Here is a 24,113-nt window from a genome sequence, read left to right on the forward strand (position 1 = left end):
TTATCCAGCCCGGAAGAGGGTCTGTGGCATAATAAATAAATTTTTATACATTTTTGAAGTTGACAGTGATAATTATGACACATACTCATGCAATACAGACTGAAACAAAAAAAACAGGGCCGGGAAGTACGTAATGTCTCGTCATGTTCACTTTATATCCGGTCTTCCCCGCTCAGGAAGTACCCTTCTTAGTGTTCTTTTAGGGCAGCATCCTGACATTTACTGTGCAGAATATTCAACACCTGTCTGTTCTCTCATGACAAAGATGCTTTCCGTTATTTCAGAAGGTGAATATAAAACTGAATTCAGCGATGAAAAGGTCATGAATCTTCTTAAGAAGACAATGGATACATATCACGACATGCCATCAAGGCCGAATCTGGTCATTGACAATAACCGGGCCTGGTGCAGCAAGCTTCAGCTTCTGGACTATCTCTACCCTGATGCAAAAGTGATCTGCTGTGTGCGTGATCCTGTCTGGGTGATCAACTCCTTTGAGCGCATCATTGGCAGGGACCCGATGCTTTCATCCTATCTCGTGCCCGTGGAACATCGGGCCACGCTTCATCAGCGGGTGAATTATCTGCTGTCTCCTGCGGGGGCTTTCGGTTTTGCGTATCAGGCCTTGCAGGAGGCGTTTTTCGGACAGTTTTCGTCCAAACTGGTACTGGTTGATTATGACAGCCTGGTGACACAGCCCCTGTCCGTCATGCGTCTTCTGGAAAAGGAACTGAACGTTCCTGCTGCAACTTACGACATGAACAATGTCCGTTACACGCCTCCTACGGCATACGACAAGGCTCTGGAAACGCCGGGCCTGCATGAAATTGCCCAGAAGGTGGAGCCCCAGAAGCATCCTCTCATATTGCCACCCGATGTCGTGAACCGTCTTGCTGGGGGTGCATTCTGGAGGGACAGAAGCATGAACCCGAAGTCGGTACGGATCATATGAAAACCAGCAGAGTTTATGGCCGGAAAGGATCATCCGGGTAGCCGACATCCATCAGGCACAGCCCGTCGGGGGGAGCCGTGGGGCCAGCCTTGCAGCGGTCCCGGGCTTCCAGTGCTTCTTTCACACGGTCCGGGTGCCATTGATGATGGCCGACCAGAGCCAGCGTTCCGACCATGTTGCGGACCTGATGGTGAAGAAAGGACCGGGCCTGCACGTCCACATAGACATGGTCGCCGGAGCGGGTGATGGTGAGTTCATCCAGCGTCCGCAGGGCGTCCCGGGCCTGACAGGCCGCCGCCCGGAAGGAGGTGAAGTCATGCCCGCCCAGCAGATGGCTGGCACCTTCCTGCATGGCCTCGACATCCAGCGGGGCACGGATGTGCCAGACGAACCCTTCCTGCATGGCCGGACGGGCCGGACGGTTGAGGATGGTATAGCGGTAACGCCGCCATGTGGCGGAGAAGCGGGCGTTCCAGCCCTCGGGGGCCGGGGCGGCTTCCAGAATGGAAATGGGATGGGGCTTCAGATGGTAGCCGATGGCGTCCCGCACGGCCTTGCGGCTGAGGGGGGCATCATCGGGAAAGTCCAGATGGGCCACGAGTCCGGCGGCATGGACGCCTGAATCGGTCCGGCCCGCCGTCACGCTGCTGACCTTGCGGCCCTGCGTGAGGTGTTCGGCGGCTTCCTCGATGAGCTGCTGGACGGAAAGGCCACTTTTCTGGCGTTGCCAGCCGACATAGGGCCGCCCGTCAAATTCGATGCGGATGGCCCAGCGGCTGATGCCGGGCGGGGCGGCGTCAGTCAAGGCGCATCCCTCTGTCCAGTTTCGTGCCACGGAGGAAGGCCTCCCGGTCCATCATGGCCCGGCCCGGTTTCTGGATGCGCTCGATCCGCAGGCAGCCTGTCCCGCAGGCAATGGTCAGCCTGTCATCCAGAACCGTGCCTGGAGCAGGAGCCGAGGCCATGAGGGCGGCAGTTTCGGCCTCGTCAGGCAGGCTGACGGCTCCGATGCGGTAGGTCTGCCCCTCCAGCAGCGTGTAGCTGCCGGGCCACGGAATGAAGGCCCGTACCTGACGTTCAATCTCCACGGCAGAACGGCCCCAGTCGATCTGCCCGTCCTTGCGTTCCAGTCTTGGAGCGTAGCAGCTCCGGGAATCATCCTGTGGAACGGCAGTTGGCTGTTCCTCCAGCGTGCGGACGACCAGCTGGGCACCGATCCCAGCCAGCCGGTCATGCAGGCTGCCTGCCGTGTCCTCGGGTGTGACGGGGGTGGCCTCGGAGAGAAGGACGGCTCCGGTATCCAGCCCCTTGTCCATCTGCATGATGCAGACGCCGCTTTCGGCATCTCCGGCCCGGATGGCGGACTGGATGGGCGAGGCCCCTCGCCAGCGGGGGAGCAGGCTGGCATGGATGTTCAGGCAGCCCAGCCGGGGAGCCTTCAGGATGGCTTCCGGCAGGATGAGGCCGTAGGCAGCCACGATGGCGGCATCGGCCTTCAGGCTCTGGAAGAAGGCCAGCTCCTCATCATTGTGGCGCAGTTTTTCCGGGGTCCGCACGGGAATGCCGAGCGCATCGGCTGCCTCATGAACGGGCTGACGCCGCAGGGCCTTGCCCCGGCCTGCGGGACGGGGGGGCTGCGTATAGACGGCGACAATCTCATGCCCGGCCTCGATCAGGCCGTGCAGGGCCGGGACGGAAAAATCCGGCGATCCCATGAAAACGAGGCGCATGGGTTATCGTCTCCGCTTCTGTTCCTTGGCCAGACGGCGCATGATCATGTTGCGCTTCAGGGAGGACAGATGATCGACGAACAGGATGCCATCAAGATGGTCGATTTCGTGCTGGATACAGGTGGCCAGCAGGCCGTCCGCATCCTGCTCGATGGTCTGGCCGTCCAGGTCACGATAGCGGACACGGATGGACTCCGGCCGGATGACCTCGGCATACTGGTTGGGGAGGGAGAGGCAGCCTTCCTCCCGCACGGCCAGGGTCTCGGTGGACTCGATGATCTCGGGATTGATGAGGACCATCGGTCGGCGGGGTTCATCCTCCCGGGCGACATCAACCAGCACGAAACGCTGGCTGAGCCCCACCTGCGGGGCGGCCAGACCGATGCCGGGGGCCTTGTACATGGCGGAGAACATGCCCGGCAGGGCCTCACGGAGGGCCGCCATGTCTTCCGGGCGGACCTCATGGGCCACCTGGCTCAGCACGGGCTGGGGGGCAACAAGGATTGATGTCGGGGCGATGTCATCAAGCCGGTCGAGAAACTCTAAATTTTTCATGGCAGGCATGTTAGCGGCTGGCTGTGTGTAATGCCAGCCTGTTCTTTGATGCGGCAGGCCGGGGCATGGCGGGCCTTGCATCATCGTCTTTCCATCCTCATATCAGCGGGGACGAGCGATGCCTTGTGTAGGGTCGTTCGTCATCATTCACGTCTCGCTCCCTGAGGAGGCATTTTAGAGCCATGTCGTCTGGACGTCTTTTCACTTCCCCCATGTTTCTGGGGTTTGATCATCTGGAACAAATGCTTGAACGGGCATCAAAAACAGCATCGGATGGGTACCCGCCCTACAATATCGAACAGCTGAGCCGCACGGCACTCCGCATCACGCTGGCTGTTGCAGGTTTTGTCATGGATGATCTCCAGATCACCCAGGAAGACAACCAGCTCGTGATTCGTGGGCGGCAGGCGGATGACACGCAGGGGCGCGTTTTCCTGCACCGTGGGATTGCAGCACGGCAGTTTCACAAGGCCTTTGTTCTGGCGGAGGGAATCGAGATTGCTGGAGCCTGGCTGGATAACGGCCTGCTGCACATCGACCTTCATCGCCCGGAGCCGGAGGTGCGGGTGAAGCATATTGCCATCCAGCAGGGCAGTTCCGGGGGAGCCGTACGGGCCCCGGCACCACCAGCCCGTGATGTGGAGCTGGCCCGTGATCTTCCTCCTGTCGCAGAGGAGGAGCCTTTTGGCCGGGAATGATGAGAGGGGAGCCTCTGCCGACGCTGGGTTGGCAGGGGACATGCAGGTCCGGGCCCGTACCATGACGGGTGCGGAGCTGCGGGACTGGGGGATGAAGGAAGTTGCCTATTTCCGGACCATAACGCATGAGGGGGCCACGCTGGTGGCCATTCATGCAGCGGACGGCACCCCGGTTGGCATTGCCGAGGATGAGGACAGTGCCGTGGATGCCATCCTAGAGCAGGACATGGTGCCGACCTTCCTGCAATGAAGGGCCAGCCGTGGGGCTGCCCTTTCCTGGCGGAGGGAAGGCTGGATCATCGTCTGTTTTGCGAGCGGCAACGTGTCTGAATCCAGTCAAACAGCAGGCATAGGGGAAGGACTATGACGACCATGCAGGCGAGGTCGAGGAGGTCACTGTGTCCGATGCCCCAGTAGAGGCTCAGCTGGTGGGAGGTACGGTCCGAGATCATGCTGCACGTGACGAAAGAGCAGGTCTGTGAACCTTCGAACAGGATTTTTTTCATGGCCTCCCCAGCATCCGGAGTGGACATGGGCACATCCACTTTTCCTGACAGATACTGGCAGCTCATTATGGCAGGGGTGTGAAAGAGTTTTTTTTCTTTACAGGGAGAAATTCTCTCCCAGATAGACCCGGCGCACGTCCTCGTTGGCCACGATGGCTTCCGGTGTTCCTTCCATCAGGACACGGCCGCCATGAAGGATGTAGGCCCGGTCGATGACCTCCAGCGTTTCACGCACGTTGTGGTCCGTGATGAGAACGCCGATGCCACGGTCCTTCAGATGGGAGACGAGGGCACGGATCTCGCTGACGGCAATGGGATCGATCCCGGCCAGTGGCTCATCCAGAAGGATGTAGTTTGGCTGGCTTGCCAGGGCGCGGGCGATCTCGAGACGGCGGCGTTCACCCCCCGAGAGAGCCAGGGCAGGAGAGTGGCGCAGACGGGTGATGCCGAATTCAGCCAGCAGGCCATCCAGCATGGCCTGCCGCCTGTCCCGGTCCTTCTCGACGGCTTCCAGAGCAACAAGGATGTTCTGCTCGACATTGAGCCCTCGGAAAATGCTGGCTTCCTGCGGCAGATAACCGACTCCCAGCCTGGCCCGCCGGTACATGGGCAGGGGGGTGATGTCGGCACCGTCCAGAGTGATGCTGCCCATGTCTGTCTGCACCAGCCCGACAATCATGTAAAAGCTGGTCGTTTTTCCTGCACCATTCGGGCCAAGCAGCCCGACAGCCTCGCCACGCTGCACGTGGAGAGAGACATCATGGACGACGGTGCGCTTTTTGTAGCTTTTGCCGATACCCCGGGCAGCCAGGCCTGGTTTCCCCTGATTTTCCTGCATGGTCATTTGCCTGCCTCATTGGGGACGATCAGCCCCTGTACGGGATCGCTGGAGCCGGAGAGCATATGGGAGACGCCGGTCTTCATGTTCACGATGGCCTGCGAACCATTGTTCTGGTTCTGCCCCTGCGTGACACGGACATGGCCGATCAGCCGGGCCAGCTCCGGTCCGGCCAGATAGACGCCACGGTCCCCGGTGGCGGTCTGCCGGTCCGTACGGATGACCACATGGCCCCAGCCATAGGCCCGGTCCAGATTGCCACTCTTCGCTTTTTCCCCACCAGCAGCCTGGCTGGCCCTGTTGGCGGCTTTCTGGGCATCGGAAAGTTCCACAGCCTGCATGACATCAGCGGTGATGCGTTTGCCGTCACTGGTATTGACGGTCGCTTCTCCCCAGCCAATGGAGGTATGGGTCTGGGGGTGATATTCCACAAGGTCCCGAGCTGTCATGAGCTGACGGGGCGTAGTGAATTTCATGGCTTTGCCCGTCATCAGCAGGACGGCCCTGTCAACATCGTACAGCCCGTGATCGCCCCAGCCCTGATCTTCCAGATTGTAGATATGGACATGGCCGAAGGCCTCAACACGGTACAGTTCCATGTCGCTGCTGCCACCATTTTTCTGGCTCTCATCAGTACCGGATGTGCCTGCGGCCTGCTTTTTCGGGCGCAGATAACCGATGAGTGTATCGGCATCGACAGTCATGTCGCCCCGCTGGGCACGGGCACCTCCCGTCAGGGTAACGGTCTGGCGGTTATGGTCGTAGATCTCTTCTTTCTTCCAGAAAAGATGGACGACCTGCCCATGGGCCTGATCCCCGGGTGTCGGGTCGGCTGCCAGAGCAGTGGGAGAGGGGGCCAGGGCCTCGGCCAGAAGAAAACCGGCAGCGGCAAGAAAAGCATGAGGGCGGGAAAAAACAGGGAGACGCATCATGCTTCCTTTATGGGCTTTTCGGCGTTGCGGGAGAAGAGGGGGCGGGTGATAAATCCTCAAAATGATCCGTACGTCCGGCACCGAGGAACTGAAGAGTCCCTGTCTGCTGGTCCATGAAGGCGCCTTCTGCATCCTGCGTGCCGAAGGGCCCGTCGGCATGGACCCAGTCATGCGTGGCGATGACCTGCTGGGGCAGGTCAATATCGGCTGAAGGGCTGTTCAGCAGGACGCCGTCACTGCGGTAGATCACGACATGGCCGTTCAGTGTCAGCGTCTGTTCGTGCTGGAGATACATGCCGCTATCCGCCCGGGCATGGACCCACTGATGATTGTGCAGCAGGATGTCAGCCTCAGGCTCGGTCATGTCGATGCGGTCCGGCTCGCTCTGGCGGGCAATGCGGGATGTGATGGTATAGGGGCGGTCCTGCGAATCAAGATCGTGGTAGGCGGCATGTTCCATCATGCCGCTATCCGTATGGGCATGACGCATGCTGGCCAGAATGGCGCTGTTCTGGTGGATCAGATGATTGATTTCCGGCCATATGGCGACCGAGAACAGCAGGAACATCGCAAGACCGGGGAGACCCCATTTGGCCCGCTTCAGCAGCAGGCTCCGTCTGGCCATGGCTTCGGCTGAAGGGGGCGTGCGCCGTCTGGCCATGCTTTCCTGTCGCATGGCATCCAGCTGGCGGGTCTTTTCCAGACGGTCCGGGTCAAAATCTTCCCGGTTGGGCTGCGGTGCGTTCATGAGAGACCTGCCCGCAGGAGATCATGCAGATGAAGAATCCCGACAGGGCGACGCTCTTCATCCAGAATGAAAAGACTGTTCACCGGGACAGGGCGGTCATTCATGAGGTGCCGTATGTCCTGAGCCCGCATGTCTGCCGTGCCCGTCAGGGGCGTGCGGTTCATGATCTCCACGGCCGTGGTGTTGTCGAGATCACGGTCCAAAGCGGGGCGGAGGTCACCATCGCTGATGAGCCCGGCAAGGCGGCCTTCGTCATCCAGAATGCCGATGCAGCCGAAACTCTTGTGGGTGATTTCCAGAATCACGGCACGAAGGGACATGTTTTCATGGCCCAGTGGCATGTCCTGCCCTGTATGCATGAAATTGCTGACGGGGCGGAGCTGGGCACCCAGCGTCCCTGCCGGATGCAGGAGACCGAAATCATGCGCATTGAAGCCACGGCGTTCCAGCAGGGCGATGGCCAGCGCATCCCCCAGGGCCAGCTGGAGCAGGCAGGAGGTCGTCGGGGCCAGTCCCATCGGGCAGGCTTCCGGCGCGGCAGGGAGGATGAGGGGAATCTGCACCGACTGGGCCAGTGTCGATGAGGCCCGTGTCGTAAAGGCGATCTGCGTGAGATTCAGGCGGGCTGCATGAAGCAGGACTGGCGCCAGCTCGTTGGTCTCGCCGGAATTGGAGAGATAGAGGATGACATCATCGGCCTCTACCATGCCGAGATCCCCGTGGGCGGCTTCGGCAGGATGAAGGAACAGTGATGGTGTTCCCGTGGAGGCCAGGGTGGCGTTGATCTTGCGCCCGATATGGCCGGATTTCCCCATCCCTGTCAGGATGAGGCGGCCTTTCATGGACAGTATGGCAGTGAGAGCGGCTTCAAACCCTTCCTGCATGGGGCCACGCAGGCACGCCTCGAGCTGCTCAAGCCCCTGACGTTCTGTCTGGAGGGCACGGCAGGCGGTCGAGAGGGAAGATGAGGTCATGGAGCAGCTATGTCAGGCACGATGGGCGAAAATGTCCGACACATCATAGCCCAGAAGATCCAGCTTTGCACGGGCAGGGAGGAAATCATAGCAGCTCTGCGCAAGATCACGCCGCCCTTCCCGGATGAGCATGGCTTCCAGCTTTTCCCAAAGGGCATGGAGATGCAGCACATCGGAGGCTGCATACTGGCGCTGCTCTTCTGTCAGGGTCGGGCTGCCCCAGTCGGAGCTCTGCTGCTGTTTGGACATCTCGACGCCCAGCAGCTCCCGGCTGAGATAGGCAAGGCCATGCCTGTCCGTGAAGGTATAGACAAGACGGGCGGCAATCTTCGTGCAGATGACGGAATTCAGCGTGATGCCGAGATAATGCTGGAGAACGGCCACGTCGAACCGGGCAAAATGCATCAGCTTGGTGACAGAACTGTCCTGAAGGAGCGCCTTGAGGTTGGGGCAGTGCCCGTAGCCACGCCCGCCCAGATGTTCCGGCACGAACTGTACGAGATGCGCCTGACCATCCCCGGCGGAAATCTGCACGAGGCAGAGGCGGTCCCGGTGGGGGTTGAGCCCCATGGTCTCGGTATCAATGGCGATGGAAGAGCCCAGCTCAAGATTGTCCGGGAGGTCGCCCTCATATAGATGAATGGCGTTACGCGGAGTGCTCATAGATTCACCGGATTTTCTGAGAGGGGACAATTCTGCCCTGCATGTCAGGGGAGAAAGCCTTGGTGCCCAGAAGAAGACTCGAACTTCCACGTCCTTGCGGACACAGGCACCTGAAGCCTGCGCGTCTACCAATTCCGCCATCTGGGCATAAAGCTGTAAGAGGAAGCTGTCTCCGTGAGGAAGCCGCCTCAGCTCTGTTGAAGATGCTTTTACGGCGCAGGAGGGGGGACGTCAATGAGGAAAATGCATCCTTTTGAAAAAAAACGAATGGAATGATGTCAGGGTGATAATAGGTCCGTTTCGGACTTATTTTGTAAAATGAAAATGACAATCATGCGCATTTTCAGGATGTTATGACACTCATTAGGTAAGCGGTACTGTCTGGTCTTTTATGGCTGAGCTGTTTAGTGCTGGGGCGACAAGGACCATTCTGCGCCTCACGGTGCAGGCAAGACAGGGATTGATGTCATAATGGCTGAACAGATGCTGCGGTTCGTAAACTGCTCCCAGAAACTCCCGGACAAACGCTCGGCTGCCGAGAGACGGGGGGATTTTGGCGAGATTTACGCCGGGTTCAGCCCTCAGAGGGCGCAGGAGCAGGCGTCACGCTGTTCCCAGTGTGGGATTCCGTACTGCACGGTCCACTGCCCGCTGGGCAATGTCATTCCCGAATGGCTGCGCCTGACGACGGAAGGGCGGCTGAAGGAAGCCTATGAACTTTCCTCCAGCACCAACAGCTTTCCGGAAATCTGTGGCCGCATCTGCCCGCAGGACCGCCTCTGTGAAGGGAACTGCGTCATCCGTCCGGGTTTCAGTAGCGTGACCATCGGGGCCGTGGAGCGGTATGTTACCGAGACGGCCTTTGCGGAAGGCTGGGTCCTGCCCCGTCTGCCCGCCGAGGAAACGGGGCAGAGCGTGGGGATTGTCGGGTCCGGCCCGGCCGGTCTTGCCTGTGCCGAGCGTCTGCGGGCCGCAGGGCATGAGGTGCACGTCTATGAACGGCAGGAAAAACCCGGCGGGCTGCTGATGTACGGGATTCCGGGCTTCAAGCTGGACAAGAGCGTCGTGGAACGTCGCTGGAAGCTGCTGGAGGAACAGGGAATCATCTTCCACCTGGGGCAGTCCGTCGGGCATGGCGATGGTGCTCTGCCTCTGGAGGAACTGCGTCAGCGGCATGATGCCGTTTTTCTGGCCACGGGTGTGTATCGTGCCCGGCAGGTGAAGGGGCCGGGGGCCGGTCTGGCCAACGTGGTGGAGGCCCTTCCTTACCTCAAGGCCTCCCAGACGGAGCATGAGACTGCTGGTCTGACAGCGAAAGGCAAACGTGTCGTGGTGCTGGGGGGCGGTGATACCGCCATGGACTGCGTCCGCACGGCCATCCGGCAGGGGGCGAGGGAAGTGGTCTGCGCCTATCGTCGGGACCGTGACAACATGCCCGGCTCCCGTCAGGAGGTTCTCAATGCGGAGGAAGAGGGAGCCCGCTTTGAGTGGATGCTGACACCGGAGGCCTTCCTTGGCGATGACAGGGTGAAGGCCGTCCGCCTGCGGGAGATGCGCCTCGGGGCAGCTGATGCGGCGGGCCGCCGGGCCGTGGAGCCGACGGAATCCACCCGTGAACTGAAAGCCGATCTGGTCATCTGTGCGCTGGGGTTCGAGCCGGAAGACCTGCCGGACCTCTGGAACCGGCCCGACCTCGCCGTGACACGGTGGGGCACGCTGGAGGTCTCCGGCAGCGGGCATGAAACCAGCCTGCCGGGTGTCTTTGCCGGTGGGGACATCGTCCGGGGGGCGAGCCTCGTCGTCTGGGCCATCCGGGACGGGCGGGACGCCGCCGATTCCATCATGAACCATCTGTCTGCCGGGGCTGCCCGGACCGCAACATCTGTCGGGGAGTGTGCCTGATGACCACCATGAACGAAACCACGACCATGACATCCGCTCCGGAAACGGCGCAGGACTTCGTGAAGGCCTATCAGGCCAATGTTGAACGGCTGGAAGGGCTGTATGACCCGGCGCAGGAGCATGATGCCTGTGGTGTGGGGCTTGTGGCGGCGATGGATGGCAGGCCCAGCCGTGCCGTGGTGCAGGCGGGCATCGAGGCCCTGGGCAACATCTGGCACCGTGGTGCCGTCGATGCTGATGGCAAGACGGGGGACGGGGCTGGCATCCATGTGGAAATCCCGCAGAATTTCTTTGAGGATGCCATCCATAATGCGGGTGACCTGCGGATCGAGGGACGCATCTCCGTCGGGATGGTCTTCCTGCCCCGCACGGACCTGGGAGCGCAGGAACGCTGCCGCCAGATCATCGAGACGGAAATCCTGCGGTTCGGCTATGGCATCTATGGCTGGCGTCAGGTGCCGATTGATACGGCCTGCATTGGCGAGAAGGCCAACGAGACCCGCCCCGAGATTGAGCAGATCATGATCCGCAACACGCTGGGGCGTGATGAGGAAACGCTGGAACGGGACCTCTACGTCATCCGTCGTCGGATCGAGCAGGCGGCGACACGGGCACAGGTGGAGCTGTACATCTGCTCCCTGTCCTGCCGTTCCCTCATCTACAAGGGCATGTTTCTGGCGGAGAACCTGACGGATTTTTACCCGGACCTGCTGGATGAGCGGTTTGTCTCCCGTTTTGCCATCTATCACCAGCGTTATTCCACCAACACCTTCCCGAAATGGAAGCTCGCCCAGCCTTTCCGCAAGATCGCCCATAACGGGGAGATCAACACGCTCTCCGGCAACGTCAACTGGATGCGGGCGCATGAGACACGGCTGAGCAGCCCGGTGCTGGATGACTACATGGAGGCCCTCAAGCCGGTCGTGCAGGTGGCGGGGTCCGACACGGCCGCTCTGGACAATGTCTTCGAGCTTCTGACCTTCGCTGGACGGACGGCACCATCGGCCAAGGCCCTGCTGATCCCGGCAGCGGCGGGGGCGAATTCTTCCCTGTCCGCCCGGGCCAAGGCATTCTACCGCTACTGCAATGCCGTCATCGAGCCGTGGGACGGTCCGGCGGCCTTGTGCGGGACGGATGGCCGCTGGATCATCGCCGGTCTGGACAGGGCCGGTCTGCGGCCGCTGCGCTACAGCATCACGAAGGACGGGCTGCTGATCGTCGGGTCCGAGACGGGCATGGTGCGTGTGCCGGATGAGGCCATCGCCCTGCGTGGGCGGCTCGGGCCGGGGCAGACCCTTGCGCTGGACCTTGATGAAGCCCGTTTCTACACGCCGGATGACGTGCTGGACATGCTTATCAACCGGCAGGATTATGAAAGCTGGATCAGGGACGGCATCGAGGATGTCGGGCCGCTGATGGCTCGGGTGACGGAACCGGACGGCATTGATGCGGAGATGCTGCGCCGTCGCCAGCTGGCCGTCAACCTGACCTATGAGGACATGGAGGCCACGCTCCAGCCGATGGTGGAGAATGGCAGCGAGGCTCTGGCCTCCATGGGGGATGACACGCCGCTTCAGGTGCTGTCCCGGCATTATCGGGGGCTGTCCCACTATTTCCGGCAGGGATTCAGCCAGGTGACGAATCCGCCGATCGACAGCCTGCGGGAAACACGGGCCATGAGCCTGGTGACGAGGCTGGGCAATCTGGGCAACATCCTTGCCGAGGAAGCGGGCCAGTGCCAGCTTCTCCAGCTTTCCAGCCCCATCCTGACGAATGGCGAATTCAGCCGTCTTCAGGAGATGTGCGGCAGGCAGGGTGAGGTCATCGACTGTACCTTCCCGCTGGCCGAGGGTGAGGACGGGATGCGGGCGGCCCTGACGCAGATATGCCAGAAGGCCGAGGATGCCGTGCGGGGTGGCTGTGCCCATCTCTTTCTGACCGATGAACACGCCACGGAGGACCGCGTGGCGGTTCCCATGGTGCTGGCCGTGGCGGCCGTGCATGTCCATCTCACCAATCACAGCCTGCGGACCTTCACCTCCGTGAATGTCCGGGCCTCCGATGTGCTGGACGTGCACAGCCTCGCCGTGATGGTCGGAGTGGGGGCCTCCACGGTCAATCCGTGGCTGGCCCAGCAGAGCATTGCCGATCGTCTCCAGCGGGGGCTGTTCGGAAAGATGACCCTGCGGCAGGCCATGGAGCAGTACCGCAAGGCCGTGGACAAGGGGCTGCTCAAGATCATGTCCAAGGCGGGGATTTCGGTCGTCTCGGCCTATCGTGGCGGGTACAATTTCGAGGCGATCGGCCTCTCCCGTGCGCTTGTGGCCGAGTTCTTCCCCGGCATGGCGTCCCGCATTTCGGGCATCGGCCTGCCCGGTATCGCCCGGAACGTCATCAAGGCGCACAGGCAGGCATGGCAGCCCGCCAACGTGTCTCCGCTGCCCATCGGGGGGCGGTACAAGATCCGCCCGGGTGGGGAGGCGCACTCCTTTTCGGCCAGTGCGGTCCACATGCTTCAGACGGCGGTGCAGGCCAACAGCTACAGGCTCTTCCGCCGTTATGCGGACGCTCTGGAGGCGCAGGAGCCGGTCGCCCTGCGTGATCTGCTGGATTTCCGTTCCAGCGCACGGTCCATTGACGTGGATGACGTGGAAGGCATCACCCAGATCCGCCGCAGGCTGGTTGCCCCGGGCATCTCCCTCGGTGCGCTGAGTCCGGAAGCGCATGAGACGCTGGCCATCGCCATGAACCGCATCGGGGCGAAGTCCGATTCCGGCGAGGGAGGCGAGGACCCGGCCCGGGCCACACCACGGCCTAACGGGGACAATGCGTCCTCGGCCATCAAGCAGGTGGCGTCCGGCCGCTTCGGCGTGACGGCGGAATATCTCAACAATTGCCGGGAGCTGGAGATCAAGGTCGCACAGGGGGCCAAGCCGGGTGAGGGAGGCCAGCTTCCGGGCTTCAAGGTCACGGAGCTGATCGCCCGTCTCCGTCATGCCACGCCGGGCGTCACGCTGATCTCGCCGCCGCCGCATCATGACATCTATTCCATCGAGGACCTTGCCCAGCTGATCTACGACCTCAAGCAGATCAATCCGGAGGCGACCGTGACGGTGAAGCTCGTGGCCCGGACGGGCATCGGGACCATCGCCGCCGGTGTGGCCAAGGCCAAGGCTGATGCCATCCTGATCTCCGGCCATTCCGGCGGGACGGGGGCCAGTGCCCAGTCTTCCATCTATTATGCCGGCCTGCCGTGGGAAATGGGGCTGAGCGAGACCCATCAGGTGCTGATGCTCAACCGTCTGCGCCACCGGCTGAAGCTGCGCGTTGATGGTGGAATCAAGACCGGGCGTGACGTGGTGATCGCCGCCATGCTGGGGGCCGAGGAGTTCGGCATCGGTACGGCGGCTCTTGTGGCGATGGGCTGCATCATGGTGCGGCAGTGCCATACCAATACCTGCCCTGTCGGTGTCTGCGTGCAGGATGAGGAGCTGCGGAAGAAGTTCGAGGGCACGCCGGAGAAGGTCATCAACCTGTTCACGCTGATCGCCGAGGATGTCCGCAATATTCTGGCCCGTCTGGGATACCGCTCTCTTGAGGAGATCATCGGCCGGACGGACCTGCTCCATCAGGTCTATCGTGGCTCGGATTATCTGGATGATCTGGACCTCAACGCCCTGCTGGTGCAGGCGGATACGGGCGGCTTTGCCCGTCACTGCACGCTGGAGGGCCGCAATGAGGTCCCGGACACGCTGGATGCACAGATCATCGCTGATGCGCAGCCGTTGTTCGAGCGGCGGGAGAAGCTGCATCTGCACTATATCGTCCGCAACACGCATCGTGCGGTGGGGACGAGGCTGTCATCCCTCATCACCCGTCGCTTCGGCATGGCCAGCCTGCCGGAAGGGCATCTGACGCTCTCCCTGCGTGGGTCTGCCGGTCAGTCCCTTGGGGCCTTCGCCGTACAGGGGCTGCGCATCGAGGTGGAAGGTGATGCCAACGATTATGTCGGCAAGGGCCTCTCCGGGGCCACTCTGGTGCTGCGGCCCAGCAGTGCGACACCCTGCGCCACGGAGAAGAATTCCATCATCGGCAACACGGTGCTTTATGGTGCGACGGCGGGAGCACTCTTTGCCGCCGGGCAGGCCGGAGAACGGTTCGCCGTGCGGAACTCCGGTGCCGTGGCCGTGGTGGAAGGCTGTGGCTCCAATGGCTGCGAATACATGACAGGCGGTACGGTCGTTGTTCTGGGCAAGGCCGGGGACAATTTCGGGGCAGGCTTCACGGGTGGTACGGCCTATGTGCTGGACCGTGATGGCGATTTCCCGAAACGGGTGAATCACGACACGGTCATGTGCCAGCCCGTGACGGCCAGACGGTGGAAAGATGAGCTGCGGGGCCTCGTGGAGCGGCACGAGCGTGAGACGGGCAGTGCCTATGCGGCGGATCTTCTTCACCACTGGGAGGAGGTTCTGCCGAAATTCCGGCATGTCGTGCCGAAGGATTATGCCCGCATCATCGGGTATGAGGAGGCCGATCTCAGAAGCCTGTCAGCCTGACAGGGGCCACCCGGGCAGGGCTGCGGGGCTGGAGGATGGACCGTGACAGAAAAGAGAGTTTTCACAGCCCCCTCGCTTGGCTAGTCTGCAGGGATGATGACATCATTTCTCAAGACACGCTCCTTTGCCCGTCTGCCGGAAGGCAGGCAGGTTTCCGCCCCGGAAGGTGAGGCGGCTGCGCCCGTGGCTGCCCCCCGCTGGGACCTTTCCGACCTCTATGCCTCCCCGGAGGACCCGGCCATTGAATCGGATTTCGTCCGGCTGGACCATGAGGCCCGGACATTTGAAAGCCGCTGGAAGGGTACGCTGGGCAAGGCCTCTCCGGCCGATCTGGCCCATGCCCTCCAGGGCTATGAGGTGATCGAGGAAGGGCTGGGGAAGATCGGTTCCTATTCCCAGCTTCTCTTTGCAGCCCACACGACCGACCCTGCCTGTGGCCGTTTCGCCCAGAGCGTGCGGGAGCGTCTGACCGCCATTTCAGCTTTCCTGCTGTTCTTCCCGCTGGAGCTGAACCGGCTGGATGATGCAGCCCTTGAGAAAGGCTTCAGCGAGAATGCGGAGCTGGCCTCATGGAAGCCTTATCTGCGGGACCTGCGGGTCTTCCGCCCCTATCAGCTTTCCGATGAGGTGGAGCGTGTTCTGATGGACATGGCCGTCTCTGGCCGGAATGCGTGGGTGCGGCTGTTTGACGAGACCATGGCCGGGCTGATGGTCTCCTTCGAGGGGAAAGAGCAGCCGCTGGGCGACGTGTTCAATTACATGACGGACAGCGACCGGAAAAAGCGGGAAGGGGCAGCCAGGGCCATCAGTGCCACGCTGGCAGCCAACAACAAGCTGCTGGTGGGCATCACCAACACGCTGGCCAAGGACAAGGCCACGATTGATACCATGCGGGGTTACCCCCGGCCTGTCAGCAGTCGCAACCGGGCGAACATGGTGGAAGACGAGGTGGTGGATGCGCTGGTGGATGCCGTGCAGTCGTCCTTCTCCCGTCTCTCCCACCGTTATTACGGCATGAAGGCCCGCTGGCTGGGGCTGGACAAGCTGGAACACTGGGACCGCAATGCCCCGCTGCCCGACGTGCAGGACAGGCGGCTGAGCTGGGATGAGGGCAAGGCGATCGTCCAGCGTGCCTATCAGGATTTTGATGAGGAGATGGGCCGCCATGCCAGCACGTTCCTCAACAGCCCGTGGATCGATGCGGCAGCCGTACCGGGCAAGTCTTCCGGGGCGTTTGCCCATCCGGTCGTGCCCTCCGTGCATCCTTATCTGCTGATGAACTATCATGGCCGTCCCCGTGACGTCATGACGCTGGCCCATGAGATGGGGCACGGCATCCATCAGATGCTGGCCGGGAAGAAGCAGGGCTATCTCCGTTCCGACACGCCGCTGACGCTGGCCGAGACGGCCTCTGTCTTCGGGGAGATGCTGACCTTCCAGTCCCTGCTGGATGCGGAGAGTGATCCGAAACGCCGTCATCATCTGCTGGCCTCCAAGGTGGAGGACATGCTGAACACGGTCGTGCGGCAGATCGCCTTCTACCAGTTCGAGGTGCAGGTGCATGATGAACGCCGCAGGGGCGAAATCCCTGCCGAGCGTCTTGGTGAAATCTGGCGGGACGTGCAGACACGCAGCCTTGGCCCGGCCTTCAGCTTCACCCCGGATTATGACCTCTACTGGTCATACATTCCGCATTTCATCCACTCGCCCTTCTACGTGTACGCCTATGCCTTTGGCGACTGTCTGGTGAATGCGCTTTATGGCGTGTATCAGGACAGCCCGGCAGGCTTTGCGGAAAAATACAAGGAGATGCTTGCCGCCGGTGGCACGTTGCGCCATCAGGAGCTGCTCGCACCGTTCGGGCTGAATGCCGGTGATCCGTCCTTCTGGAACCGTGGTCTGGATGTCATTTCCGGGCTGATCGACCAGCTTGAGGCTGAACCGGCTGCATGAGGATGAAAGCCGGCCTGCACGCCATGCAGGCTGGCACACTGCCTGACAGGGCAACAGGTAAGGGTTGAGATCATGGCACGTGAACGTGACATCGACAGGACGGGCTTTGTCGATAACATGCAGCGCATGTTCCGGGCCTCCAGCATGGTGGGGGGTGTTGCGGCCCGCATGGCCGGGCACAAGCTGGGCCTGCGGAGCAACACGACCAGCCATGCGGAGGAGCTGCGGGCCGTTCTGGGCAACCTGAAAGGCCCGATGATGAAGGCTGCCCAGCTTCTCTCGACCATTCCCGGTGCCCTGCCTGATGACTATGCCGAGGAGCTGGCCCATCTCCAGGCCAATGCGCCGCCGATGGGATGGAACTTCGTCCAGCGGCGGATGAGGGCCGAGCTGGGGGCGGGGTGGGAATCCCGCTTCCGGTCTTTCAGCCATGAGGCCGTGGCGGCGGCGTCACTGGGGCAGGTGCATCGTGCGGCTCTGGCCGACGGGCGGGAGGTGGCCTGCAAGCTGCAATATCCCGGCATGGCGGGAGCCATGGAGCAGGACCTCCGGCAGCTGAAGCGCGGTCTGGGCGTGTTCAGCCTCGTGGGTAATGCCATCCGGCAGGATGAGGTCTATGCCGAACTGGCCGAACGGATGCGGGAAGAGCTGGACTACACACGGGAGGCCAGCCACCTGCGGCTCTACAGGCTCATGCTGGCGGATGTGCCGGAAGTTACCGTGCCTGCCCCCGTACCCGGGCTGGTCACGGAACGGCTGCTGACGATGGACTGGGTGGGGGGCCGCTCCATGAAGTCCGTGCTGGAGGAACAGCTCCCGCAGGAAGAGCGCAACGCCATTGCGGTTGCGCTGTTCAAGGCCTGGTACAGGCCCGTCTATCATTATGGCGTCGTGCATGGTGACCCGCATATGGGCAATTTCACCGTGCGGCAGGATGGTGGGCTGAATCTGCTGGATTTCGGTTCCGTACGCATTTTCTCGCCCCGGTTTGTCGGTGGTGTCCTGTCTCTCTTCGATGCCCTGCGGGATGGCGATGAGGAACGGGCCTACGAGGCCTATCATGACTGGGGCTTCAGGGACATTTCACGGGAGCGGGCCGCCGTGCTCAATGAGTGGGCACGCTTCTTCTATCGTCCTCTCATGACGGATGAAATCTGCAACGTGGAAGAGAGCAACAACCCGCAGGAGGCCCGCCGGGTGCTGGAGCATGTCTATGACGGGCTGAAGCGCACGGGCGGCATCACTCTGCCACGGGAATTCGTCATGCTGGACCGCTCGGCCATCGGGCTGGGCAGTGCCTTCCTGCGGCTGGGAGCACGGGTGAACTGGCACCGGCTCTTCATGGAGCTGACGCAGGATTTCAATGTGGATGTTCTGGCGGCCCGGCAGAAGGACGCCCTGCGGAAGGCGCAGGTCCAGCCCGCCAGATGAAGGAAAGGCCGGACGGGTGAGCATACCGGTCCGGCCTTGCCTGTCAGGGTGGGCAGGGAACTGTCAGCGGAAGAATTTGCTCAGCAGGTTGCCGCCGATTTCCTGGATCACGTCCTGCTGGAGGGCCTTGCCGAAGCTGGCGAAGCCGCTGCCCTGTTCACCGGAGCTTTCGCCCCCGTTTTTCTCGCCGAGATGGCTCACCAGACCGGCCAGCTGGCCGACGAGGTCCCCGGCATGGCCCTGGCCATTCTGGAAGATGGAGGAAATCTGCTGGAGGTTCGCAGCCCATTCCCCGGCCTGTGCGTCGCCATTCTGCGAGGCATCCTGCATCTGGCCGATCAGCCGGTCAATCAGCTGGAAGGCCTGCTGCGCCGTGTTGCGGAACTGCGTGTAGCTCTGCTCGATCTGTTCGATATCCATAAGGTTCTGACCTTTTTGTGGAAGTGGAGCCTCATTGGGCAGTGAAGAGGCGGTGTGATGGTAAACGACCCTGTAAAAACTGCCAGTCTTTTTATGAGGAATGAACAGCCGGAAACGGGTGGCTTCATTTATTCCGTCAGAGGCATCTTGTGGTGGCAGGAACATGCTCCCATCTAGGGGCCATGGCAGTTTCTTCGTCGTCCCGCAGAAAGAAAAAACCGGTCGCGCCCCGTCAGACGGATTTTTTCCCTGAAAAACAGCCCGCCAAACCGAAGACCAACCGGTTTGTCGTCAAATCGGATTACGAACCCTCCGGGGACCAGCCGCAGGCGATTGCCGCCCTGCTGGACGGGTTGCAGGCCGGGGAGCGGGATCAGGTGCTGATGGGTGTGACAGGGTCGGGCAAGACCTTCACCATGGCCAAGGTGATCGAGGCGGCGCAGCGGCCCACGCTCATCATGGCTCCCAACAAGACCTTGGCGGCCCAGCTCTATAGTGAGATGAAACAGTTCTTCCCCGACAATGCGGTGGAATATTTCGTTTCCTACTATGATTACTATCAGCCGGAAGCCTATGTGCCCCGTTCGGATACCTTCATCGAGAAGGACAGCCAGCGCAACGAGCGCATAGACCGGATGCGCCATGCTGCCACGCAGGCCCTGCTGGAAAGGAACGATGTCATCATCGTGGCCTCCGTGTCCTGCATTTATGGTATCGGCTCGCCCGAATCCTATGCCCGCATGAAAATCCGCCTCGTGCCGGGGGAGATCATCGATCGGGACGACCTGATCCGCCATCTGGTGGAGCTGCAATACCAGCGGAATGATCTGGCCTTCGAGCGTGGGTCATTCCGGGTGCGGGGGGAGCAGGTGGACATTTTCCCCATCCAGAACGAGGACAGGGCGTGGCGTGTCATGCTCTTCGGGGATGAGGTGGAAAGCATCACCGAATTCGACCCGCTGACGGGGGAGAAGACGGCTGATCTGGAAGAGGTCAGCCTCTATGCCAGCTCCCATTATGTGACGCCCCGCCCCACGCTCAATCAGGCGATGGTCAGCATCAAGGATGAACTGCAGGACCGCATCCAGTATTTCAGGGACAAGGGAAAGCCGCTGGAGGAAGAACGCATCCTTCAACGGACCAATTTTGATCTGGAAATGCTGGAAACGACAGGCGTCTGCAAGGGAATTGAGAACTACTCCCGCTATCTTTCAGGTCGCCGTCCCGGTGATCCGCCGCCAACCCTCTTTGAGTATCTGCCGGAAGATGCCCTGCTGATCGTGGATGAAAGCCATGTCGGTGTGCCCCAGATTGGCGGGATGGAACGGGGGGACCGTGCCCGCAAGGAAACGCTGGCAGATTTCGGGTTCCGTCTTCCCTCCTGTCTGGATAACCGGCCCCTGTCTTTTTCGGAGTGGGATGCCTTCCGGCCGCAGAGCATCTTCGTGTCCGCCACGCCGGGGCCGTGGGAGATGGAACAGACGGAAGGCGTGTTTGCCGAGCAGATCATCCGTCCGACCGGCCTGACAGACCCCATCACCATCATCCGACCCGTGGAAGGGCAGGTGGACGACCTGCTGCATGAGGCCAGGGCGACCATTGCCGAGAATGGCCGTGTCCTCGTCACGACCCTGACCAAGCGCATGGCTGAGGACCTGACGGAATATCTTTCCGAACATGGCGTGAAAGTGCGGTATCTCCATTCCGACATTGATACGCTGGAGCGCATGGAGATCATCCGGGACCTGCGGCTGGGGGCCTTTGATGTTCTTGTGGGCATCAACCTGCTGCGGGAAGGGCTGGATATTCCCGAATGTGCCCTTGTGGCGATTCTCGATGCAGACAAGGAAGGCTTCCTGCGGTCCCGCACCTCTCTTGTGCAGACGATCGGCCGCGCCGCTCGCAACGTGAATGGCCGTGTCCTGCTCTATGCGGACAAGGAGACGGACAGCCTGCGTTACGCCATCGAGGAAACGGCCCGCCGCCGGGAAAAGCAGATGGCCTGGAACGAGGCGCACGGCATCACGCCGCAGACGGTCCGCAGCCGCATCAGCGACACGCTCTTTCAGGAAGAGCTGGCGGGCAAGGAAGCTTCGCCGGAGTCTGATCCACAGCTCACCATTGACGATCTGCGCAAGAAAATGCGTGAAGCAGCAGCTGAGCTGGACTTTGAACAGGCCGCCGCCCTGCGGGACGAGATTCACCGGCGGGAGGCCAGCGACATTGGCCTCATTGCTCCGGCCCCGGCAGCTTCGCAGGCCAGACAACGCAAGACGACCAGACGGAAAAAGAAGGACTGACCATGCTGGAACTCAAGAGAGACGGGCAGAGCCTGACCATCCTGCCGGAGACGGGGGCTGCCCTTGGCCAGTGGCAGGTGCAGGGGCATGACATGCTCCGTCCGGTCGCCAATCCGGCCCTGCGGAACCAGAAGGGCGTGGCCGTGGGGGCCTATCCTCTGCTGCCCTATGTCAACAGGATTGCAGACGGCCATTTTGCCTTCGGGGGAGAGGAGCACAGGCTTGTCCCCAACATGGAGGGCTGCCCGCATCCCATCCATGGCAATGGCTGGGAGCATGAATGGCAGGTGGCGCACAGAACGGACAGTCACGCCATCCTGACTTTCGATCACACGCCTTCTGATGATGAAGCCGGTCGGGGGGAATGGCCCTATGCCTATCGGGCCGTCATGTCCTACGAGCTGCGGGCGGACGGGCTGCATGTCTCCATCGTGATCCGGAACAGCGATACGGTCGATCAGCCGGTCGGTCTGGGGTTCCATCCTTTCTTCCATTCGGAGGCCAAATCCCGCCTGAAATTCGCAGCGGACTCGGTCTGGCTGACGGACGGTCACGGCCTGCCGACCGAAAAAAAATCCTGCGAAGGTGAGTGGGATTTTTCGACAGGGCAGGCCCTTGAGGAGCTGAAGCTGGATAACGGGTTTGCCGGGTTTGCCGGTCAGGCCCGGCTGGAGCAGCCCGGGGGTCTGCCAGACCTGACGGTGGAAGCGGACCGGATTTTCTCGCATCTGGTGGTCTTCTCCCAGCCGGAGGAGGGCTATGTGGCCATCGAGCCGGTCACGAGCATGACGGATGCCCTCAACAGGCCGGAGATCGCCGGGCGTGGCGTGCATGTGCTGGCACCGGGGCAGAGCCTTGGCGGCATGATCCGCTTCCGTGCTGATGTCTCACGTCGTCCGGCGGAAGGCTGACGCCGCATGGCCGCCGAGAAGATTGCCCTGCACCGTTATCTTTCCCCACAGGGTGCGGCCCGGATGCGGGCTGAGCTGAAAGAGCTGACCCAGAAGGAGCGGCCGCAGGTCGTGGAGGTCGTCTCATGGGCGGCGAGTAATGGCGACCGTTCGGAGAATGCGGACTACCAGTATGGCAAACGCCGCCTGCGGGAGATCGACCGGCGCATCCGGTTCCTGACGAAACGGCTGGATCAGGCCGTGATTGTGGACCCGGCAGCCCAGACCAACCGGAACCGTGTCTTCTTCGGCGCCACCGTCTGCTATGCGGATGAGGAGGACCGTCATTATACCGTGACGATTCTTGGCGTGGATGAGTCCCGGCTGGAGCATGGGGAGGTCAGCCTGCAGGCTCCGGTGGCCCGTGCTCTCATGAAAGCTGCCGTGCATGACGAGGTCACCATGCAGACACCATCCGGCCCTGTCCTTGTGGAAGTGCTGTCCATCGCCTATCCAGACCCGGCCTGATATGGTGGGGGCCTGAAAGAAACCGTTCGGTCCTGAACTGCTTTTGCGGAGTTATTCTTATGGTCCAGTCCTCTTCCTCCCGGCGGCGTGTTGCCGTGCAGATGGACCCGCTGGAAGACATCAACATCGATGGTGATTCCACCTTTGCCCTGATGCTGGAAGCCCAGCGACGTGGGCACGAGCTGCATGTCTATCACCCCACCACCCTGTCCCTGCTGGAAGGAAAGGGCACGGCAGGCCGTCTTCAGGCCCGGAGCCGCAGGGTGACCGTACAGCGGAAGAAAGGCGATCATGCTGCCTTTGGCCCGGAGGAGGTTCTGGACATCGGCTCATGTGATGTCGTGCTCATGCGGCAGGACCCGCCTTTCGACATGGGCTACATCACGGCCACCCACATGCTGGAGCATGTTCATGGCACGGGCGAGGGGCAGGCCCTCGTGGTGAATGATCCGGTATCCGTACGCAATGCACCGGAGAAGCTGCTGGTCACGCATTTTCCCCAGCTCATGCCGCCAACGCTGGTGACGTGGGACCGGGAGGCGATTGCCGCTTTCCGGCAGAAGCACAGGGACATCATCCTGAAGCCGCTTTATGGCAATGGTGGAGCGGGCATCTTCCGGGTGAAGGAGGATGACGAGAATTTCTCCTCCCTGCTGGAGATGCACTTCTCCCGCTCCCGTGAACCGCTGATGGTGCAGCGTTATGAGCCTGCCGTGCGGCTGGGGGACAAGCGCATCATCCTTGTGGATGGCGAGCCGATCGGGGCAATCAACCGTGTTCCTGCGCAGGGTGATGCCCGGTCCAACATGCATGTCGGCGGCCGTGCCGAGCGTGTGGAACTGACGGACCGTGACAGGGAAATCTGCCGGACCATTGGTCCGTACCTGAAGGAACATGGCCTCATTTTCACGGGGATTGACGTGATCGGGAACTGGCTGACGGAGATCAACGTCACCTCCCCGACGGGCCTACAGGAACTGGACCGTTTTGATGGCATCAACAGTGCCGGGATGATCTGGGACTGCATCGAGGCCCGTCTTTCCTGAAAGGAAACATGGAAGCGGCCTGGCCCTATGGTCAGGCCTTTCACCTGTTTGGTGTCTGGTCCGTTTTCCGTGTTACGGTCTCGTGGGGAGGCTCTTCCGGTGATGTGGAGCCGTCCTCTGTCCTGGCATCTTTTTCAGGGTCGGAAGGATAGAGATTGTCCCGGAATGGAATGGGTACGCCATCAGAGAAATATCCATTTTCCACCTTCAGGTCCCTGGATGGTCTGTCCCGGCTGAACCTGTTGATGAGCCATGGAAACAGTCTTTCATGGTAATAGACGACATAAAGGGCCACCCAGAAAAACAGGCAGAGAAGGGCCAATATGAGATCGAGATGCTTCATCGTGTGATCCAGTCATGAGTTCTGGTTCTGTTCTGGACAGGTAGACCAAATTTTTTCGCATAATATCGTCAGAATACCTTGTCAGCCAAGGGCGTTGGGGGGCAAGAAAGGGGCGGACTGATCGGTATCAGTAGCGATAATGCTC

At 61.3% G+C, this 24,113-nt stretch carries 22 protein-coding genes and 1 tRNA gene; 11 read left to right on the forward strand and 12 right to left on the reverse strand.

Annotated features, from left to right (window positions below; genetic code table 11):
* Window positions 1–133 precede the first annotated feature (133 nt).
* Window positions 134–952: a sulfotransferase family protein gene (locus tag J8Z04_RS05840; protein WP_103765409.1), complete on the forward strand. Its 819-nt coding sequence runs from the start codon at window positions 134–136 to the stop codon at window positions 950–952.
* Window positions 953–965: 13 nt separating this feature from the next.
* Here J8Z04_RS05840 and truA read toward each other — a convergent pair whose 3' ends face one another.
* From truA to def, 3 genes are read right to left on the reverse strand one after another with little or no spacing between them, the layout of a single operon-like run.
* Window positions 966–1,757 carry a tRNA pseudouridine(38-40) synthase TruA gene (gene truA / locus J8Z04_RS05845; RefSeq protein ID WP_192848050.1) on the reverse strand — a complete coding sequence of 264 codons (792 nt, stop codon included), beginning with the start codon at window positions 1,755–1,757 and terminating at the stop codon, window positions 966–968.
* A complete protein-coding gene (fmt, locus tag J8Z04_RS05850; protein WP_192848051.1) occupies window positions 1,750–2,682 on the reverse strand; it encodes a methionyl-tRNA formyltransferase in 933 nt (310 codons plus the stop codon). Before fmt ends, truA begins: the two co-directional genes overlap by 8 nt.
* Window positions 2,683–2,685: 3 nt before the next feature.
* Complete coding sequence (gene def, locus J8Z04_RS05855; protein WP_192848052.1) at window positions 2,686–3,237, reverse strand: peptide deformylase; 552 nt, start codon at window positions 3,235–3,237, stop codon at window positions 2,686–2,688.
* A gap of 182 nt (window positions 3,238–3,419) precedes the next feature.
* Between def and J8Z04_RS05860 the strand changes: the two genes are divergently transcribed.
* Window positions 3,420–3,935: an Hsp20 family protein gene (locus J8Z04_RS05860; protein ID WP_043560630.1), complete on the forward strand. Its 516-nt coding sequence runs from the start codon at window positions 3,420–3,422 to the stop codon at window positions 3,933–3,935.
* Window positions 3,922–4,185 (forward strand): DUF1150 family protein, encoded by a 264-nt coding sequence (locus tag J8Z04_RS05865; RefSeq protein WP_227656560.1) that lies wholly within the window; start codon window positions 3,922–3,924, stop codon window positions 4,183–4,185. The genes J8Z04_RS05860 and J8Z04_RS05865 overlap by 14 nt, the downstream gene beginning before the upstream one ends.
* Window positions 4,186–4,231: 46 nt before the next feature.
* Here the strand turns inward: J8Z04_RS05865 and J8Z04_RS05870 are convergent, their stop codons facing one another.
* The 7 genes from J8Z04_RS05870 to J8Z04_RS05900 all read right to left on the reverse strand — a co-directional run bounded on the left by J8Z04_RS05870 (window position 4,232) and on the right by J8Z04_RS05900 (window position 8,743).
* Entirely contained in the window at window positions 4,232–4,468 is a 237-nt protein-coding gene (locus tag J8Z04_RS05870; protein WP_146046910.1) for a hypothetical protein, read from the reverse strand.
* A 70-nt stretch (window positions 4,469–4,538) separates the two neighbouring features.
* Complete coding sequence (gene lptB, locus J8Z04_RS05875; protein ID WP_043560625.1) at window positions 4,539–5,285, reverse strand: LPS export ABC transporter ATP-binding protein; 747 nt, start codon at window positions 5,283–5,285, stop codon at window positions 4,539–4,541.
* Complete coding sequence (locus J8Z04_RS05880) at window positions 5,282–6,211, reverse strand: LptA/OstA family protein (RefSeq protein ID WP_232086313.1); 930 nt, start codon at window positions 6,209–6,211, stop codon at window positions 5,282–5,284. The genes lptB and J8Z04_RS05880 overlap by 4 nt, the downstream gene beginning before the upstream one ends.
* A 7-nt stretch (window positions 6,212–6,218) precedes the next feature.
* The gene (gene lptC, locus J8Z04_RS05885) at window positions 6,219–6,959 is read right to left on the reverse strand and encodes an LPS export ABC transporter periplasmic protein LptC (RefSeq protein WP_212125591.1); all 741 of its coding nucleotides are present in this window, start codon (window positions 6,957–6,959) and stop codon (window positions 6,219–6,221) included.
* On the reverse strand, window positions 6,956–7,933 hold the full coding sequence (locus J8Z04_RS05890; RefSeq protein ID WP_043560609.1) for a KpsF/GutQ family sugar-phosphate isomerase: 978 nt from the start codon (window positions 7,931–7,933) through the stop codon (window positions 6,956–6,958). The genes lptC and J8Z04_RS05890 overlap by 4 nt, the downstream gene beginning before the upstream one ends.
* A gap of 12 nt (window positions 7,934–7,945) precedes the next feature.
* Window positions 7,946–8,596 (reverse strand): ribonuclease D, encoded by a 651-nt coding sequence (locus J8Z04_RS05895; protein ID WP_043560607.1) that lies wholly within the window; start codon window positions 8,594–8,596, stop codon window positions 7,946–7,948.
* 60 nt (window positions 8,597–8,656) lie between these two features.
* Window positions 8,657–8,743: transfer RNA gene (locus J8Z04_RS05900), tRNA-Leu, on the reverse strand.
* A gap of 324 nt (window positions 8,744–9,067) precedes the next feature.
* Between J8Z04_RS05900 and J8Z04_RS05905 the strand changes: the two genes are divergently transcribed.
* From J8Z04_RS05905 to J8Z04_RS05920, 4 genes are all read left to right on the forward strand, one after another.
* Complete coding sequence (locus tag J8Z04_RS05905) at window positions 9,068–10,498, forward strand: NAD(P)-dependent oxidoreductase (RefSeq protein WP_192848053.1); 1,431 nt, start codon at window positions 9,068–9,070, stop codon at window positions 10,496–10,498.
* A complete protein-coding gene (gene gltB, locus J8Z04_RS05910) occupies window positions 10,498–15,057 on the forward strand; it encodes a glutamate synthase large subunit (protein WP_408610203.1) in 4,560 nt (1,519 codons plus the stop codon). The genes J8Z04_RS05905 and gltB overlap by 1 nt, the downstream gene beginning before the upstream one ends.
* 93 nt (window positions 15,058–15,150) lie before the next feature.
* Complete coding sequence (locus tag J8Z04_RS05915; RefSeq protein ID WP_232086314.1) at window positions 15,151–17,010, forward strand: M3 family oligoendopeptidase; 1,860 nt, start codon at window positions 15,151–15,153, stop codon at window positions 17,008–17,010.
* Window positions 17,011–17,082: 72 nt separating this feature from the next.
* Window positions 17,083–18,441, forward strand: coding sequence for an ABC1 kinase family protein (locus J8Z04_RS05920; RefSeq protein WP_081563027.1), 1,359 nt, complete (start codon window positions 17,083–17,085; stop codon window positions 18,439–18,441).
* Between the two features lie 63 nt (window positions 18,442–18,504).
* On the opposite strand, the gene J8Z04_RS05925 is transcribed toward J8Z04_RS05920, so the two are convergent.
* Window positions 18,505–18,861: a hypothetical protein gene (locus J8Z04_RS05925; RefSeq protein WP_192848054.1), complete on the reverse strand. Its 357-nt coding sequence runs from the start codon at window positions 18,859–18,861 to the stop codon at window positions 18,505–18,507.
* A 182-nt stretch (window positions 18,862–19,043) separates the two neighbouring features.
* Between J8Z04_RS05925 and uvrB the strand changes: the two genes are divergently transcribed.
* From uvrB to gshB, 4 genes are read left to right on the forward strand one after another with little or no spacing between them, the layout of a single operon-like run.
* Window positions 19,044–21,161 carry an excinuclease ABC subunit UvrB gene (gene uvrB, locus J8Z04_RS05930; protein ID WP_103765429.1) on the forward strand — a complete coding sequence of 706 codons (2,118 nt, stop codon included), beginning with the start codon at window positions 19,044–19,046 and terminating at the stop codon, window positions 21,159–21,161.
* A gap of 2 nt (window positions 21,162–21,163) precedes the next feature.
* Window positions 21,164–22,072 carry an aldose 1-epimerase gene (locus J8Z04_RS05935; RefSeq protein WP_043560595.1) on the forward strand — a complete coding sequence of 303 codons (909 nt, stop codon included), beginning with the start codon at window positions 21,164–21,166 and terminating at the stop codon, window positions 22,070–22,072.
* 6 nt (window positions 22,073–22,078) lie between these two features.
* The gene (gene greB, locus J8Z04_RS05940) at window positions 22,079–22,579 is read left to right on the forward strand and encodes a transcription elongation factor GreB (protein WP_043560592.1); all 501 of its coding nucleotides are present in this window, start codon (window positions 22,079–22,081) and stop codon (window positions 22,577–22,579) included.
* Window positions 22,580–22,638: 59 nt separating this feature from the next.
* Complete coding sequence (gshB, locus tag J8Z04_RS05945; RefSeq protein ID WP_081563030.1) at window positions 22,639–23,625, forward strand: glutathione synthase; 987 nt, start codon at window positions 22,639–22,641, stop codon at window positions 23,623–23,625.
* A gap of 40 nt (window positions 23,626–23,665) precedes the next feature.
* Here gshB and J8Z04_RS05950 read toward each other — a convergent pair whose 3' ends face one another.
* The gene (locus J8Z04_RS05950) at window positions 23,666–23,968 is read right to left on the reverse strand and encodes a hypothetical protein (protein ID WP_192848055.1); all 303 of its coding nucleotides are present in this window, start codon (window positions 23,966–23,968) and stop codon (window positions 23,666–23,668) included.
* Between the last annotated feature and the right edge of the window lie 145 nt (window positions 23,969–24,113).

The organism is Bombella apis, assembly GCF_018221685.1.
GTDB classification, from domain to species: domain Bacteria; phylum Pseudomonadota; class Alphaproteobacteria; order Acetobacterales; family Acetobacteraceae; genus Bombella; species Bombella apis.